The 15,491-nt window shown below is 62.5% G+C and carries 12 protein-coding genes; 4 read left to right on the top strand and 8 right to left on the bottom strand.

Annotated elements, in window-relative coordinates:
* The first annotated feature begins 7 nt into the window (after positions 1–7).
* Together NKJ72_RS05085 and NKJ72_RS05080 are read left to right on the top strand one after the other, a co-directional pair.
* The gene (locus NKJ72_RS05085; protein ID WP_254816484.1) at positions 8–250 is read left to right on the top strand and encodes a type II toxin-antitoxin system CcdA family antitoxin; all 243 of its coding nucleotides are present in this window, start codon (positions 8–10) and stop codon (positions 248–250) included.
* Positions 250–549, top strand: coding sequence for a CcdB family protein (locus tag NKJ72_RS05080; RefSeq protein ID WP_352476119.1), 300 nt, complete (start codon positions 250–252; stop codon positions 547–549). The genes NKJ72_RS05085 and NKJ72_RS05080 overlap by 1 nt, the downstream gene beginning before the upstream one ends.
* Before the next feature lie 31 nt (positions 550–580).
* Here NKJ72_RS05080 and NKJ72_RS05075 read toward each other — a convergent pair whose 3' ends face one another.
* Together NKJ72_RS05075 and NKJ72_RS05070 are read right to left on the bottom strand one after the other, a co-directional pair.
* Positions 581–2,263: a hypothetical protein gene (locus tag NKJ72_RS05075; RefSeq protein ID WP_352476118.1), complete on the bottom strand. Its 1,683-nt coding sequence runs from the start codon at positions 2,261–2,263 to the stop codon at positions 581–583.
* A 73-nt stretch (positions 2,264–2,336) separates the two neighbouring features.
* Entirely contained in the window at positions 2,337–3,635 is a 1,299-nt protein-coding gene (locus tag NKJ72_RS05070) for an adenylosuccinate synthase (protein ID WP_352476117.1), read from the bottom strand.
* 320 nt (positions 3,636–3,955) lie between these two features.
* On the opposite strand from NKJ72_RS05070, the gene NKJ72_RS05065 reads away from it, so the two are divergent.
* Complete coding sequence (locus tag NKJ72_RS05065; RefSeq protein ID WP_352476116.1) at positions 3,956–4,858, top strand: DMT family transporter; 903 nt, start codon at positions 3,956–3,958, stop codon at positions 4,856–4,858.
* Positions 4,859–4,942: 84 nt separating this feature from the next.
* Here the strand turns inward: NKJ72_RS05065 and serA are convergent, their stop codons facing one another.
* From serA to glmM, 5 genes are all read right to left on the bottom strand, one after another.
* Entirely contained in the window at positions 4,943–6,541 is a 1,599-nt protein-coding gene (serA, locus tag NKJ72_RS05060) for a phosphoglycerate dehydrogenase (protein WP_352476115.1), read from the bottom strand.
* Positions 6,542–6,723: 182 nt separating this feature from the next.
* The gene (locus NKJ72_RS05055; protein ID WP_352476114.1) at positions 6,724–7,899 is read right to left on the bottom strand and encodes a phosphoserine transaminase; all 1,176 of its coding nucleotides are present in this window, start codon (positions 7,897–7,899) and stop codon (positions 6,724–6,726) included.
* A 195-nt stretch (positions 7,900–8,094) separates the two neighbouring features.
* Positions 8,095–8,955 carry an outer membrane protein gene (locus tag NKJ72_RS05050; protein WP_352476113.1) on the bottom strand — a complete coding sequence of 287 codons (861 nt, stop codon included), beginning with the start codon at positions 8,953–8,955 and terminating at the stop codon, positions 8,095–8,097.
* 234 nt (positions 8,956–9,189) lie between these two features.
* A complete protein-coding gene (locus NKJ72_RS05045) occupies positions 9,190–10,029 on the bottom strand; it encodes an outer membrane protein (RefSeq protein WP_352476112.1) in 840 nt (279 codons plus the stop codon).
* A 221-nt stretch (positions 10,030–10,250) separates the two neighbouring features.
* Positions 10,251–11,603 (bottom strand): phosphoglucosamine mutase, encoded by a 1,353-nt coding sequence (gene glmM / locus NKJ72_RS05040; protein WP_352476111.1) that lies wholly within the window; start codon positions 11,601–11,603, stop codon positions 10,251–10,253.
* A 534-nt stretch (positions 11,604–12,137) separates the two neighbouring features.
* On the opposite strand from glmM, the gene NKJ72_RS05035 reads away from it, so the two are divergent.
* Entirely contained in the window at positions 12,138–13,124 is a 987-nt protein-coding gene (locus tag NKJ72_RS05035) for a hypothetical protein (protein WP_352476110.1), read from the top strand.
* Positions 13,125–13,536: 412 nt separating this feature from the next.
* Here the strand turns inward: NKJ72_RS05035 and ftsH are convergent, their stop codons facing one another.
* Positions 13,537–15,462 carry an ATP-dependent zinc metalloprotease FtsH gene (gene ftsH / locus NKJ72_RS05030; RefSeq protein WP_352476109.1) on the bottom strand — a complete coding sequence of 642 codons (1,926 nt, stop codon included), beginning with the start codon at positions 15,460–15,462 and terminating at the stop codon, positions 13,537–13,539.
* Positions 15,463–15,491 lie beyond the last annotated feature (29 nt).

Genomic DNA, 15,491 nt, shown 5'->3' with positions numbered 1-15,491 from the left:
AGTGATCATGCGCAAGATAGCTGTGAATGCGGTTCGTCAGCCGGCAAATCTGTCGATCGACTCAAAGCTCATGAAGGAAGCCAAGGGGCTCGATGTGAATGTCTCACGCGCCGCTGAAGCCGGCATCGCAGAGGCAGTGGCCGCCGAAAAGACGCGGCTGTGGAAGCTTGAGAACCGCGCGACGATAGATGCGTGGAACGAATATGTCGAAAAACACGGTATTCCGCTGGCAGAACATCGGCAATTCTGATGGCGCGCTACGACGTCTTCGCGGGTAGCATCGAAGGCGGCTATCTCCTCGACGTCCAGGCCGATCTGCTCGACCACTTCAAGACCCGGGTGGTCGTCCCGCTGCTGCCGGTTGCGATGGCGCCATCACCAATGCGAAGGCTCCATCCCGTTTTCGAGATCAATGGTCGGAAATTGGTCATGGCCACCCATTTGATCGCCACGGTTGCGGCGACGGAACTGGGCGAGAGCCGACTGAATCTGACCAGGCATCACGAAGACATCGTGAGCGCGCTCGACATGCTGTTCCAGGGCTTCTGAGCCAAGGAGGCGTTGGGCTGGTGAGCCGGCCTCACCCCGCCGTCTTTGTCTGCCAGGCCTTCAGCGCCTCGTCGAACACCTTCTCGCCGGGAATTCCCTTTTCCATGGTGAGCAGCGCCCGCCGCCCGGTCTTGTAGACGACCGGCACGTCAATCCAGTCCTGACCTCTGAGCAAGGTCAGATTGGCGTCTTCATCCGCCTTGGTGTCGTTAAGCGCAACCAGGAAGAAGCCATCGGCGATCTTGGCCGGGATGCCGATCAGCGGGCTGCCGGCATCCTGCTCGGAGCCCTTCATGGCGACACGCAAGATGTTGTCGACACCGCCGCCCTCGAAGCCATTAGGCGTCAGGAAGATCATCTCGATGATGTGGCTGGCCGGCAGCGTCTGGTCGGTGTTGCGACGGATCGTCATGCGCAACTGGATATCCTTGCCTGGAATGGTCGCCTCGGCACGGATCGCCGGCTCGGGCGGCAGGTCGCCGCCGGGCGATTCCTGCACCAGCGACCAGACGATGTTGCCAGGCTCGGCCGAGCCTTGAGCGGTGCTGGTGCGCTCCTCGTAGAAGATCGCCTTCTGGCCGACGGCCAACGCGGCTTGCGGCGGAACTACCGTCGGCGCCGCTGCCGTCGCGGGCGGTGGGGCGGCCGTTGCAGGGGCTGGCGGAGTAGCTGCAGCATCGGGCGGCGTTGCGGGCGTTGGCGCAGCGGACCCATCGACTGCTGGAGCATTGGCCGTGGCTTGCGTATCGGCGGGTGCGGCCGGTGCCGGCGCGCCGGGTGCCGGGGTGGTCGGCGCTTGAGCGGCCGACGGCGGCGTGGTCAGTGCGGCGACGGATTCGCCTTCGCCGATGCCCGCCTGCCCGGCCGCGGGGCCGGGATCGACTTCGTGGCCCTCGGGCGTAAGGCGCTGCGTAAACTTCGCGCCCTCGCCGGCCTCCGTCGGAGGCGCGGCGGCCGGTACGGCCGCATCGGCCACCGGCTTGGCCGGGGCTGGTTTTACCAGCGGTTCGGTGGCGACGGCTTTGGTCTCGTCGAGGCCGAGCATGCTGCCGAACGCATCCTTGTTCAGCCAGATGCCATAACCGCCACCGGCAATGACCAGCAGGGCAATGGCGGCGGCGATCACGCCGCCATAGCTGCGCCTGCGCTCGGCAGGATGGAGTCGCTGGAACCTGTCCTCCGCGGGGCCGCCGTCGTTGGAAAAGTCGTCGCCCCGAAAAACGCTGTCCTGGTCATCGGCCGTCGGAAGATCCATATCGGACGGCGGCGGACCAGCGCGCTCTTGAGGAAGAGCGACGGGCTGCGGCTTTTGCCAGTTCGGCACCGCCTTGGCGGGCGTGGACTGCCATGCCGGCCCAGTCTGGGCCGGCCCGGTCTTTGCTGGCCCGGTCGTTGCTGGCTCGGTCTTTGCCGGCTGCCGGACATGGCTGGGCTGGTTCTTGTTGCGGTCGATGGAGGAGAAGATGTCCTCCAGTTCCGCCAGCGGATCGGATGCCGGTGCCGGTTTAGCATATTCTCGCTCAACGCTTGCGATGGCGTCTTCGAGTGCGCGCTTCTGCCTGGCGACATCCGACGGCGCAAACGGCGGATCGCGTTCGGCAATTTTCTTCGCGATCGTCGAACGCGCCATGTCATAAACTTTGGCGCGCACTTCCGCCGACGGCTTATCAAGCTTGTCTAGCGTCTTTTTCAGGGCACCAACAAAATCTACCATGCTTCAGTCGACCTGCATTTGTTTCTGGGCCGGCCCCCGCAAATCAGCCGCAATGCCCGGAAAGGCTGAGAAACTAGTCTTGAAACGGATCGGTCACAAGTATCGTGTCGTCCCGTTCAGGGCTGGTGGAAAGGAGTGCGACCGGCGCGCCGATCAGCTCTTCGATGTGGCGGACGTACTTCACCGCCTGGGCCGGCAGATCGTTCCAGCTGCGCGCGCCGGCGGTGGTGCCTTTCCACCCTTCCAGCGTCTCGTAAACCGGTTCGACGCGCGCCTGCGCGCCTTGGCTGGCCGGCAGGTAATCGATCGCCTCGCCGTCGAGGCGGTAGCCGGTACAGACCTTGATCTCGTCCAGTCCATCGAGCACATCGAGCTTGGTCAACGCAATGCCCTTGATGCCGTTGACGGCGACAGCTTGGCGGACCAGCACGGCATCGAACCAGCCGCAGCGCCGCTTGCGGCCGGTTACGACGCCGAATTCATGGCCGCGCGTGCCCAGGAACTCGCCGATCTCGTTCTTCTGCTCGGTCGGAAACGGGCCTTCGCCGACGCGCGTGGTATACGCCTTGGTGATGCCGAGCACGTAGCCGATGGCGCCCGGGCCGACACCGGAGCCTGCGGCGGCCTGACCGGCAACCGTATTTGACGAGGTGACGAACGGATAGGTGCCATGATCGATGTCGAGCAACGTGCCTTGCGCGCCCTCGAACAGGATGCGCTCGCCGGCGCGGCGCTTGTCGTCGAGGATTTTCCAGACGCGGTCCATATAGGGCAGGATCTCGTCGGCGACGGAAATCAGCTCGCTCATGATCGCCTCATGCGTGACCTCGGCATGGCCAAGCCCGCGCCGCAGCGCATTGTGGTGCGTCAGCAGCCTGTCGACCTTCAAAGGCAGCGTTTCCAAATCCGCCAAATCCATCACCCTGACCGCGCGCCGGCCCACCTTGTCTTCGTAGGCGGGACCGATACCGCGGCGGGTCGTGCCGATCTTCGTTCCTGAATTGGACGCGGCGTCCTCGCGGAATCCGTCCAGCTCCCGGTGCAAGGACAGGATAAGCGCGGTGTTTTCGGCTATTTTCAGGCGGTCTGGCGTCACCTCGACGCCCTGCGCCTTCAATTTCGCAACCTCCGCGACGAAAGCGTGCGGATCGAAGACGACGCCATTGCCGATGATGGACAGCTTGCCTTGCCGCACCACGCCGGACGGCAGCAGCGACAGCTTGTAGACCTTGCCGTCGACGACCAGCGTGTGGCCGGCATTGTGGCCGCCCTGGAAGCGCACGACAACATCGGCGCGCTCCGACAGCCAGTCTACGATCTTGCCTTTGCCCTCATCGCCCCATTGCGAGCCGACGACCACCACATTGGCCATATTTCTTTTCCCTTGAGACGCCGCACGAGCAGCTTGAAAACAGTTCGAAACGACAGGCCTCTATCGCATCGGCCCCCAAAAACGGAATCGATTTTCGGAGAGCACGACGCGAGGATTAAAGCCTTCCGACGCGTACTTGTAGCGTCCAATTGCACGCACGTCGCTCTATAGCGTCAAGACCCGGCGAGCGCGACCACTCTTTGCCACCTAAAACGCTCCGAGGCACAACAATTTTCGCCTTTGACATCATTTACTTGGGCTAGCGGTCGCAATAGTCCCACACCGACGTCAAATTCCCTCTGCCTGGCCGGAATGTCACGATGCATCGAGCCGCCTACCTATTCCTGCTGTTCACCACCTTGCTGTGGGGCGGCAACTCCGTGGCCGGCAAGCTGGCCGTCGACCACATTTCACCGATGACGCTGGTCTTCCTGCGCTGGAGTCTGGCCGTTCTGATCCTGCTGCCGATCGGCTGGCGAACGCTGCATCAGGACTGGCCAGTGGTGCGTCGGCACTGGTTGCTGCTTGGCGGGCTCGGCGCTTGCGGCTTCGCCTTTTTCAATGCGATCTTCTACACGGCGCTCAACTACACGACGGCGATCAACGTCTCGATCGAGCAGGCGGCGATACCGATCGTGATCATCATCGCCAATTTCGTGCTGTTTCGCCTGCGGGTGAACCGGGTGCAGATCGCTGGCGTCGTGCTGACCATCATCGGCGTCGCAGTGACGGCGAGCCATGGCGACCTGCACCAGCTTCTCAAGCTGGATCTCAACTTCGGCGACGCGATCATGCTGGTCGCCGTGCTTTGCTACTCCTTCTATTCGGTGGGGTTGCGGCTGAAGCCGGTCATCCGCTGGCAGAGCCTGATGCTGGCGCTGTCGGTTGCCGCACTCATCACATCGCTGCCTTTCTTCCTGTGGGAGATTGCCGCCGGCAAGGTCATCGTCCCCGACGCCCGCGGCTGGGCTGTCGCGTTCTATACCGCCATCGGTGCTTCGGTCATCTCGCAGATCTTCTATATCAGGGGCAACGAGCTGATCGGCGCCAACCGGGCCGGCCTGTTCATCAATCTGGTGCCGATCTTCGGTACGCTGCTGTCGGTGCTGATTGTCGGTGAGACATTCCAGCTTTATCAGGCGCTGGCTCTCGCACTGGTGCTGGGCGGCATCAGCCTCGCCGAATACAGCGGACGGAAGATGGCGGTATCCGCTGCTGAATGAAGTCGCTTGCCGCGACGGTTCACTGCGGTCCGTCAACGACCATGGAAGCGCCCCGCGTGCTGCTGCACACGGGGCGATCGAATTTCAGGCCGCGCCGACGTCGAAATGCAGCCGCTTGGCCGAGTCGATCGACTTGTGCGAGCGCACCTGCGCCAACACGTCTTCCGGGAACGGCGCATCGAGATAGAGCAACGCAATGGCATCGCCGCCCGGCCGGTTGCGGCCGAGCTGGAAATTGGCGATGTTGACGCCGTTCTCGCCGCACACCGTGCCGAGCAGGCCGATGATGCCGGGCGCGTCGGCATTGGTCGTGTAGAGCATGTGCTGACCGACCTCGGCGTCGAGATTGATGCCCTTGATCTGGATGAAGCGCGGCTTGCCGTCCGAAAAACAGGTGCCGGCGATCGAGCGCGTCCTGTGCTCGGTCTTGACCGTTAGCTTGATATAGCCGTCGAACACGCCCGACTTGTCGCGCTTGACCTCGGCGACGATGATGCCGCGCTCCTTCACCATGATCGGCGCCGACACCATGTTGACGTCGGCGACCTGCGGCCGGATCAGCCCGGCAAGAGTAGCGCTGATCAGCGCCCGCGTATTCATCGTCGCGGTCGAGCCGTCGAACAGGATCTCGACCTCCTTGATCGGATCCTCGGTGACCTGTCCGACAAAGGCGCCGAGCACTTCGGCGAGCTTGACGAAAGGTTTCAGCCGCGGCGCTTCCTCGGCGGTGATCGACGGCATGTTGATGGCATTGGAGACGGCGCCTTTGATCAGATAGTCCGACATCTGCTCGGCGACCTGCAGCGCGACGTTCTCCTGCGCCTCCATCGTCGAGGCACCGAGATGCGGCGTCGCCACCACATTCTCCATGCCGAACAGCGCGTTGTTCTCCGCCGGTTCGACCTCGAACACGTCGATGCCGGCGCCGGCCACCTTGCCGCTCTTCAAGGCCGCGATCAGGTCGGCCTCGACGATCAGTCCGCCACGGGCGCAGTTGATGATACGCACGCCGGTCTTCATCTTTGCGATCGCCGCGGCGTCGATGATGTTGCGTGTCTTGTCGGTAAGCGGTGTGTGCAGCGTGATGAAATCGGCACGGGCGAACAGCTCGTCGAGCTCGACCTTTTCGACACCGAGTTCCTCGGCGCGGCTGTCCGACAGGAACGGATCGAAGGCGACGACGTGCATCTTCAGACCGACGCCGCGCGTAGCGACGATCGAGCCGATATTGCCGCAACCGATGATGCCGAGCGTCTTGCCGGTGATCTCGACGCCCATGAAGCGGTTCTTTTCCCATTTGCCGGCATGGGTCGAGGCGTTGGCCTCCGGTATCTGGCGGGCCAGCGCGAAGATCATGGCGACGGCATGCTCGGCGGTGGTGATCGAATTGCCGAAAGGCGTGTTCATCACGATGATGCCCTTGCGGCTCGCCGCCGGGATGTCGACATTGTCGACGCCGATGCCGGCGCGGCCCACGACCTTCAGCCTGGTCGCGGCGTTGATCAGCTTCTCCGTCACTTTTGTCGCCGAGCGGATGGCCAGCCCATCATACTGGCCGATCACTTCGAGCAGTTTTTCCTTGTCCTTGCCGAGATCCGGCAAATAGTCGACCTCGATGCCGCGATCCCTGAAGATCTGCACGGCGGTGGTGGAAAGTTTGTCTGAGACGAGAACGCGGGGCATTGGCTTGGTCCTTTGCGATTGGCGTCCCTCCCCTTGAGGGGAGGGTCGGCGCGAAGCGCCGGGTGGGGTCATTGCGGCCGGATGCGGCCAAATCTTTTTTCTTTCTGGATGGCGGATCGGTGAGCGGGTGGAGGCGACTCCACCCGGCCCTTCGGGCCACCCTCTCTTCGAGGGAGAGGGAGTCAGGCGGCTGCCTTCAGCGACGCCTTTTGCGCGGCAAAGGCCCAGTCGAGCCAGGGCAGCAGCGCTTCGAGATCGGAGGTCTCGACTGTCGCGCCGCACCAGATGCGCAGGCCGGGCGGTGCATCGCGGTAGGCGCCGATGTCGTAGGCGACGCCTTCCTTGTCGAGCGCCGAGACGATTGCCTTGGCGAACGCAGCCTGTCCATCGGCGTTGAGTGCCGCGACATCCGGATCGGTGAATGAAAGGCAGACCGATGTATTCGAACGCGTCGCCGGGTCGACGGCAAGATGGCCGAGCCAGGAAGATTTCCGGACAAAGCGATCGAGAACAGCGGCGTTGGCATCCGCTCTGGTGACCAGCGCGTCGAGGCCGCCGATCGACTGCGCCCAACGCAGCGCGTCGAGATAGTCCTCGACGCACAGCATAGACGGCGTGTTGATGGTCTCGCCCTTGAAGATGCCTTCGATCAGCTTGCCGCCCGAGGTGAGACGGAAGATCTTCGGCAGCGGCCAGGCCGGCTTGTAGCTTTCCAGCCGTTCGACGGCGCGCGGGCTGAGGATCAGCATACCGTGCGCGCCTTCACCGCCCAGGACCTTCTGCCAGGAGAAGGTGACGACGTCGAGTTTCTGAAAATCGAGCTTTTGCGCAAAGGCCGCCGAAGTGGCGTCGCAGATGGTCAGGCCCTTGCGGGTGGCCGGGATGAAATCGCCGTTCGGCACGCGCACGCCCGACGTCGTGCCGTTCCAGGTGAAGACCACGTCGCGGTCGAAATCTATTTTGGTCAGGTCGGGCAGCACGCCGTAGTCCGCCTCTAACCTGCGAACATCGGCGAACCTCAGCTGCTTGACCACATCGGTGACCCAGCCGGAACCGAAGCTCTCCCAGGCGACCATGTCGACGCCGCGTTCGCCGAGCAGCGACCACAGCGCCATTTCGACCGCGCCGGTATCCGAGGCCGGCACGATGCCGATGCGGTAATCTGCCGGAACCTGGAGGATTTCCCGGGTCAGCTCGATCGCTTGTTCGAGCTTGGTCTTGCCGATCTTGGCGCGGTGCGAGCGCCCGAGCGCGGCATTTTTGAGCGCTTCGACCGACCAGCCGGGGCGTTTTGCACAGGGACCTGAGGAAAAATTGGGATTTGCCGGACGGAATCCGGGCTTAGTATGCGTCGTCATCGTGGTCTATCCTTCCAGATAGTGGCCCCTCGTTGGGGAGGGGTGGCCCACGGACGGCGATATGCGTTCAGGCTTTCGGCGTCAAGGGGAAAGTTTTTGTCGCTGGCGGGATACCGGCTGCCTTTGGCAAAAATGCCGTAACGCAAACGGCGGGCCAAAGACCCGCCATTGTTCACGCCTCAGCTTCGATCGAGCCTACCAGAGGTCGTATCGCAGTCCGACTTTGACCGTCTGGTAGTCTATGCCTTTGTGAATGTTGAGGGCGCCGTCGTCATAGGCAACGTATTTGGCATTGGGCACGGAGAAATATTCGTAGCCGAGATCGACCGAGACGTTCTTGGTCACCCGATAGGAAAGGCCGGCGCCGATCGAGTAGGCGAGGTTGAATTTGGCTTGCGAGTCGGTAGCGCCCTCGTAGCCCGCCGGATCATCGCAAATGAAGCCCCCGGTCCCCGATGGATTGGCGGGTACTTCCTTACAATCGCGCGCGCCGATGCTCCTGTAGTATTTGTTGTAGGCGAGACCGAGGCCTCCGCCGAGATAGGGCGTGATCCCGACATATGTCCCGAGATCGACATAGCCGTTGGCCATGATGCTGTAGCCCTTGTTGGACGCATTGTTGGACAGATCGCATTTCTGCGAAGCGGGGACGGTTATAATTTCGCCGAGGAGATTCTTGGTGAGCGTTGAACCGTCGCAGGTAGCTGCTAGCTTTTGCTGGTCGCCGAACTCGTTGGTTGGTAGGATTCCGGCATTCAGTTCACCGCGAAGGTAATCGTTGAAGTGGTAGCCCATTCCGATGCTGCCCGTGAACAGGCTGCTATCCTGCGTGAAGCTGGTCAGGGGACCGGTTGCAATCTCCTCATGCTCGAACGGGTGGCTGAACGCATAGCCGACATCGCCGCGCAGATACCATCCCGAGCCAACCTCGACCGGTACATAGTCGGGCGCCTGGTCGACATAGACCGGCGGATCGTAGTCGGCGCCAAGCGCCGGCGTCAGCGGCATCAGGACGACTGCTGCAAGCGCCAGTGCTACAGGCGATTTGGATGTCATGGTCCTCGGCTCCCGAACTTGGCGCATTCGCAATCGCGCGCCGTTTCAGAGAGCATTGTTAACCATAGTGGTTAAGTGCGGGTTAAGGATAACAAGGCGTTAGCAATTGATTTGATCCGCTTTCGCTTCTCAAGCTGGACGGTGTTCCAGAGCGCCGCAGCATCTGTAGGCAGCCAAAACGAAACCGCCCGGCATCAGCCGGGCGGTCGACGAATTCCTGGATTTCAGAAACCACTACTTGGTGTAGACGGGCTCGGGTTCTGGAACGTAGGGCTCCGGCGGCGCGCAGTCCGACCTGCCGAACTGGTAGCGCAGGCCGCCACGCACTTCGTGCACGTTGATGCCTTTGTCATAGCCTGGGCCGACATTGGGGAGGGAGGCATAGTCGAACATCTTACCACCATTGATGTGGCTGAAGCGGTAGCCGACATCGAGTTTGACGCGGTCGGTCAGGCAGTAGGATGCGCCCGCCATGGCAGCATAGGCAAAACGCCAGCCCTTGCCACCGCTATGATCAAATGAACCGTCGCTATCCACGTTGTGCAGTTCATCCCACTTGACCCAGGCACCGCCGATGCCGGCGCCGACATAAGGCGTGATCCCATGCCAGGTGCCGATGTCGACATAGGCGTTGGCCAAGAGCAGCAGCGCCGAATAGGACGAGGTATCGACGGACGTGCAAGGCGTTTGCTGCGGGCCGCAGAAGCCGTTGGTCGAGCCGCGGAATTTGGACTTGCTCATCCAGTCCAAGGTGAGATCGGTGCGGAAATGCTCGTCGATCTGGTAACCAACACCGCCGCCGGCCGAGAAGGCGCCGTCCAGCTTGCCTGTATCGAACTTGCCGGGATTCTGGGGCGCTACACCGTAGGTGATGTAGTCGCCACCACGAAACTTCGACCAGTGATAGTCGATGTCGCCACGGATATACCAGCCGCCGAATTGGGCCGGCTGCTCGTAGGCAACCGGTGGTGGCGCCTCTTCGACTACGGGCGGCTCGACGAAATCGGCGGCGAACGCCGGCCCGGCGCCGGCAAACAGCGCGGCCAGGAGGGCCATTCTTGCTGTGTTGAACATGCTTATCACCCCTGAGAACCCTCGAACGGCGAACGCGCCCGAAATATGATTGACCTCAGTTGTGGATAATGAATCGGAAAGGTTAAAAGGCGTTTAACCGTATTGATTAACTACGAATCTCTGAAATTCGAACAATCTGGCCGCCGTTGCAGGTGGGATTGGCCGCGACTCAATAAAAAGCCCGCCGGCAAGGCGGGCTTTGAACCGGTGTTGGGGGGAGATCAGGCGGCGCTGCGCGTTTCCGAAATGACCTCGACGATGTCGTTGACGACGGACTCGACAAGTTGTGGGTCGTCGCCTTCCGCCATGACGCGGATGAGCGGCTCCGTGCCGGATGGCCGGATGACCAGGCGCCCGGCCTTGCCGAGGCGATTGCGCGCATCTTCGATCGCTGCCTTGACCGGCGCCTCCTCGAGCGGCTTGCCGCCGGAAATATGCACATTCTTCAACAGCTGCGGCACCGGCTCGAACTTCTTCGACAGTTCGCTCACCGGCCGGTTCTGCCGCTTGATGCAGGCGAGCACCTGCAGCGCCGAGACAAGGCCGTCGCCGGTGGTCGAAAAGTCGGACAGCACGATATGGCCCGACTGTTCGCCGCCGACATTGAGCCCATGGGCACGCATGTGCTCGACGACATAGCGGTCGCCGACCCTGGTGCGATGCAACTGCAGGTTCATATCGCCGAGGAAGCGTTCGAGGCCGAGATTGGACATCACCGTCGAGACGACGCCGCCGCCGGCCAGCCGCCCGCTCTGGTGCCAGGACTCGGCAATCAGCGCCATGATCTGGTCGCCATCGACGATCGCGCCGTTCTCGTCGACGATGACGACGCGGTCGGCATCGCCGTCGAGCGCAATGCCGATATCGGCGCGCACTTCGTGCACCTTCTTTTGCAAGCCGGCTGGATGAGTCGAGCCGCATTCCTTGTTGATGTTGAAGCCGTTGGGCTCGACATTGATGGCAACGACCTCGGCGCCGAGTTCCCATAGCGCGTCGGGCGCCACCTTGTAGGCGGCGCCATTGGCGCAATCCACGACGATGCGCAGGCCCGACAGCGACATTGAGCGCGGCAGCGTGCGCTTGGCGAATTCGATATAGCGGTCATGCACGCCGTCGACGCGTTTGGCGCGGCCGAGCCCATCGGAATCGGCGAGCGCCAATTCGATATCCTTGTCGAGCATCCCCTCGATACGCTCCTCGATCTCATCGGACAGCTTGTAGCCATCGGGGCCGAACAGCTTGATGCCGTTGTCGTAATAGGGGTTGTGCGAGGCAGAAATCATCACCCCGATATCGGCGCGCAGCGAGCGCACCAGCATGGCAACAGCGGGCGTCGGGATAGGGCCGAGCAGGAAGACATCCATGCCGGCGGCGCACAGGCCGGATACCATCGCGTTCTCGATCATGTAGCCGGAAAGCCTGGTATCCTTGCCGAGCACGACGCGGTGGCGGTGGCTGCCGCGCTGGAAGGAGAGGCCGGCGGCCATGCCGACCCGCATGGCGACCTCCGCCGTCATTGGAAACTTGTTGGCTCGCCCACGAATGCCGTCCGTACCGAAATAATGTCCTGCCATGTTCGCCAGCTTCCCGATGGTTCTTTCCGAGCATCTCATGCCATAAAATGGCCCAAGCCCCGTCATCACATTGTATGATTATGGACGACCAATCCTTAGAAAATTGTTGTTTTGTGTGTTTTGCGTCACGCTAGTGTGTTGATTTTCAAGTTCCGAGCCCTTGTTGCGGCAGCAGCATCAGAAACGTCAACTCAAACTCATCTGGATCCTTTGGTCTGTGGCAGTGTGGCCTTGAACCCGAGTCCGCATCGTGCGGCTCCCGACAGCGGTAGGCTCAGGTCCTCCGCACCCGCCGATTTGACTGGCCGTTATGTGACGCAGTGGCCTCGCTGGGACCCAGCCATATGCGCGCTCTCCGTGCAATGCACCCGGACGAACTTGGCTCGGAGACGGTCCCGGCAACGAATTCATCACCTTAAAGAAAAGAATGCACTTCTAAATTTGTCTCTACGCTACTTAGCATCTGGCGCAACCAGCCGTTGAGCGCTATTGCTGCACTGGGACATATCATGAACTGCCATAGGGAGAAAACGCATGCTCATCCACCGACTTGCCACTTTGACGGGTCTTGCCGTCGCGACCTTGTTCCTGGCGGCGCCTGCCAATGCGCTGACCATGGCCGAGTGCAGCACCAAGTATAACGCGGCGAAGGATGCGGGAACGCTTGGCGGGCAGAACTGGAACCAGTTCCGCAAGGCGCAATGCGGCACCGATGCCACCGCCGCTACGACCGACACCGCCCCGGCCAAGGCCACTGACACCACCAAGGCAGCCGCCGGCGACGATGCGGCACCGGGCCTGACGGCGAAGGAGTGCAGCACCAAGTACCAGGCGGCAAAAGCCGCCGGCACGCTGAACGGCATGAAGTGGAACGATTTCCGCAAGACCCAGTGCGCCGCCGACGCGACGGCAGCCGCACAACCCGCCACCACGACCAAGGCTGCGGCAGCCGCCGACGACGCTGCGCCGGGCCTGACGGCCAAGGAATGCAGCACCAAATACCAGGCCGCCAAGGCTGCCGGCACCCTCAACGGCATGAAATGGAACGATTTCCGCAAGAGTGAATGCGCCGCCGGCGCAACTGCAGCGGCACAGCCTGCCGCGGCACCTGCCGAGGCGGCGACAGCCGCGGCGACCGATTCCGGCAAAGGCCTCAGCATGGCGGATTGCAGCGCCAAATATCAGGCTGCCAAGGCCGGCAACACGCTGAACGGCATGAAGTGGAACGACTTCCGCAAGAGCCAATGCGGCGCCGGCGCAGCCGACGACGACACCCTACCGGCTCCTGATGCCAAGTATACCGGCGATCCGCAGCCGCCGACCATCACCGCCCCCCAGGGCGTGAAATTCCCGACGGCGATCTCCAAGAAGTATGCAACCGAGACCCCGGCCAAGGGCCGCATGCACACCTGCCTCGACCTCTATTACGCGAACAAGGACGCCAACACGCTGGGCGGCCTCAGGTGGATCCAGAAGGGCGGCGGCTTCTACAGCCTCTGCAACGCCAAGCTGAAGAGCTGACCGGCGCCATCATCATCCGACGATAGGAACCCGCGAGCCGCAAGGTTCGCGGGCTTTTTTGTTATTGCCGAACAAGTGAGAGGGCCTTCCGAGGTCGGACCAACTGTCAGGTCGCGTTCCTTCGCTCCCTCTGTCCGCCGCCGGAAGCAAAGAACCCGCCTCGGAGGGCGGGTCGTCGGCGCCGTTGAGCCCTTGGCGCCGGAGAGGCAGGCAATTTGCCCAGGTCGGCGCCGAGTCTCCCTTCCCTTTATGGGGTTAGGGATCATCGTAGGGCGAAAGCCTCGGCTTTCCACCTGCGATAGCCCTGCACAAGTGGGGAGATCGGCAGCTTTAGCGCCTCGCGAACATCAGAAGGAAAACGCCGCGATTAGAGCCCGCGGCGTTTCGAAGTCGATCTGTCCTGGGCCGGAGCCTAGCTTGACGGCTGGGGTTCCATGCCGCCTTCGGGCTCGGGACCCTTCTTGCGGCGGCCGGACTTTGGTACGGCCGAGCCACGGCTCGGCGGCGTGTCGTCGCCGAGGTCGCGTGCGGGCTTATTGCCGGCGATCAGCTGCTTGATCTCCTCGCCCGACAGCGTCTCGTATTCGAGCAGGCCTTGCGCCAGCGCGATCCATTCCTTCTTCTTCTTGGTCAGGATTGACCTTGCCGTCGAATAGGCCTCGTCGATCAGCCGGCGCACTTCCGCGTCGATGATCTGCGCCGTCTCTTCCGAGATGTTCTGCGTGCGCGCCACCGAATGGCCGAGGAACACCTCCTCCTGGTTGTCGCCATAGGCGACATGGCCGAGCTTGTCGGAGAAGCCCCAGCGCGTCACCATGGCGCGCGCCAGCTTGGTCGCCTGCTCGATGTCGGAGGAGGCGCCCGAGGTGATGTTCTCCTTGCCGAACTTGAACTCCTCGGCGACACGGCCGCCCATCATGATGGCGAGCCGCGAGATCATGTATTTGTAGCTCATCGAATAGCGGTCGCCTTCCGGCAGCTGCATGACCATGCCGAGTGCCCGGCCGCGCGGAATGATGGTCGCCTTGTGCAACGGATCGGCTGACGGCACGTTGAGCGCCAGAATGGCGTGGCCGGCCTCGTGATAGGCGGTCAACTCTTTCTCGGCCTGCGTCATCGCCGACGAGCGGCGCTCGGCGCCCATCATGATCTTGTCCTTGGCGTCCTCGAATTCGGCCATGGTGACGAGGCGCTTGTTGCGCCGCGCCGCCATCAGGGCGGACTCGTTGACCAGGTTCATCAGGTCGGCGCCGGAAAAGCCCGGCGTGCCGCGCGCGATCACCTTGAGGTCGACATTGGGCGCCAGCGGCACGTTGCGCACATGCACCTTCAGGATCTTCTCGCGGCCGACGATGTCGGGGTTCGGCACCACCACCTGGCGATCGAAGCGGCCCGGCCTGAGCAGCGCCGGATCGAGCACGTCGGGCCGGTTGGTGGCGGCGATCAGGATGATGCTTTCGTTGGATTCGAAGCCATCCATCTCGACCAGCAGCTGGTTCAGCGTCTGCTCACGTTCGTCATTGCCGCCGCCGAGGCCGGCACCGCGATGGCGGCCGACCGCGTCGATTTCGTCGATGAAGATGATGCAAGGCGCATTCTTCTTGGCCTGGTCGAACATGTCGCGGACGCGGCTTGCGCCGACGCCGACGAACATCTCGACAAAGTCCGAGCCCGAAATGGTGAAGAACGGCACGTTGGCTTCACCGGCGACCGAGCGGGCGAGCAGCGTCTTGCCGGTTCCGGGAGGACCGACGAGCAGCACGCCGCGCGGGATCTTGCCGCCGAGCCGCTGGAATTTCTGCGGGTCGCGCAGGAACTCGACGATCTCTTCCAGATCTTGCTTGGCTTCGTCGACGCCAGCGACGTCCTGAAAGGTGACGCGGCCATGCGCTTCGGTCAACAGCTTGGCCTTCGACTTGCCGAAGCCCATGGCACGGCCGGAACCGGACTGCATCTGGCGCATGAAGAATATCCAGACGCCGAGGATGAGGATCATCGGCAGCCAGGAGATCAGGGTGCCGAACAGCGAATTGGAGCCGTCGGATTCAGGACGCGCATTGATGGTGACGTTCTTGTCCTGCAGACGCGAAACCAGTGACGGGTCCCCAGGCGAATAGGTCTGGAAACCGTTGGAGCTGTCCGTGTAATTGCCGGAGATACGGGCGCCGGCGATGGTCACCGACTTGATCCGTCCGGCGGCGACTTCCTGCAGGAACTGCGAATAGGGGACATCGCTCGAGGCCCCACGCGTCTGCGGCGTCTGGAAAAGATTGAAGAGAGCGATGAGCAGGACCGCTATGATCGCCCAGAGCGCGAGGTTGCGATAATTCGGATTCATCAATTGTCCCGTTGGCGCCGCTGGGCGGA

Origin of the sequence: Mesorhizobium sp. M0045, assembly GCF_040323385.1 — a bacterium.
Lineage (GTDB): Bacteria > Pseudomonadota > Alphaproteobacteria > Rhizobiales > Rhizobiaceae > Mesorhizobium.
The sequence above is the reverse complement of the archived record's forward strand: the minus strand, read 5'-3'. Positions and strand labels throughout refer to the sequence as shown.

What these genes read in the sequence shown, in the direction of transcription:
- NKJ72_RS05085 (WP_254816484.1), top strand. Translation starts at nt 8, where the DNA reads ATGCGCAAGATAGCTGTGAATGCGGTTCGTCAGCCGGCAAATCTGTCG.
- NKJ72_RS05080 (WP_352476119.1), top strand. Translation starts at nt 250, where the DNA reads ATGGCGCGCTACGACGTCTTCGCGGGTAGCATCGAAGGCGGCTATCTC.
- NKJ72_RS05075 (WP_352476118.1), bottom strand. Translation starts at nt 2,263, where the DNA reads ATGGTAGATTTTGTTGGTGCCCTGAAAAAGACGCTAGACAAGCTTGAT.
- NKJ72_RS05070 (WP_352476117.1), bottom strand. Translation starts at nt 3,635, where the DNA reads ATGGCCAATGTGGTGGTCGTCGGCTCGCAATGGGGCGATGAGGGCAAA.
- NKJ72_RS05065 (WP_352476116.1), top strand. Translation starts at nt 3,956, where the DNA reads ATGCATCGAGCCGCCTACCTATTCCTGCTGTTCACCACCTTGCTGTGG.
- serA (WP_352476115.1), bottom strand. Translation starts at nt 6,541, where the DNA reads ATGCCCCGCGTTCTCGTCTCAGACAAACTTTCCACCACCGCCGTGCAG.
- NKJ72_RS05055 (WP_352476114.1), bottom strand. Translation starts at nt 7,899, where the DNA reads ATGACGACGCATACTAAGCCCGGATTCCGTCCGGCAAATCCCAATTTT.
- NKJ72_RS05050 (WP_352476113.1), bottom strand. Translation starts at nt 8,955, where the DNA reads ATGACATCCAAATCGCCTGTAGCACTGGCGCTTGCAGCAGTCGTCCTG.
- NKJ72_RS05045 (WP_352476112.1), bottom strand. Translation starts at nt 10,029, where the DNA reads ATGTTCAACACAGCAAGAATGGCCCTCCTGGCCGCGCTGTTTGCCGGC.
- glmM (WP_352476111.1), bottom strand. Translation starts at nt 11,603, where the DNA reads ATGGCAGGACATTATTTCGGTACGGACGGCATTCGTGGGCGAGCCAAC.
- NKJ72_RS05035 (WP_352476110.1), top strand. Translation starts at nt 12,138, where the DNA reads ATGCTCATCCACCGACTTGCCACTTTGACGGGTCTTGCCGTCGCGACC.
- ftsH (WP_352476109.1), bottom strand. Translation starts at nt 15,462, where the DNA reads ATGAATCCGAATTATCGCAACCTCGCGCTCTGGGCGATCATAGCGGTC.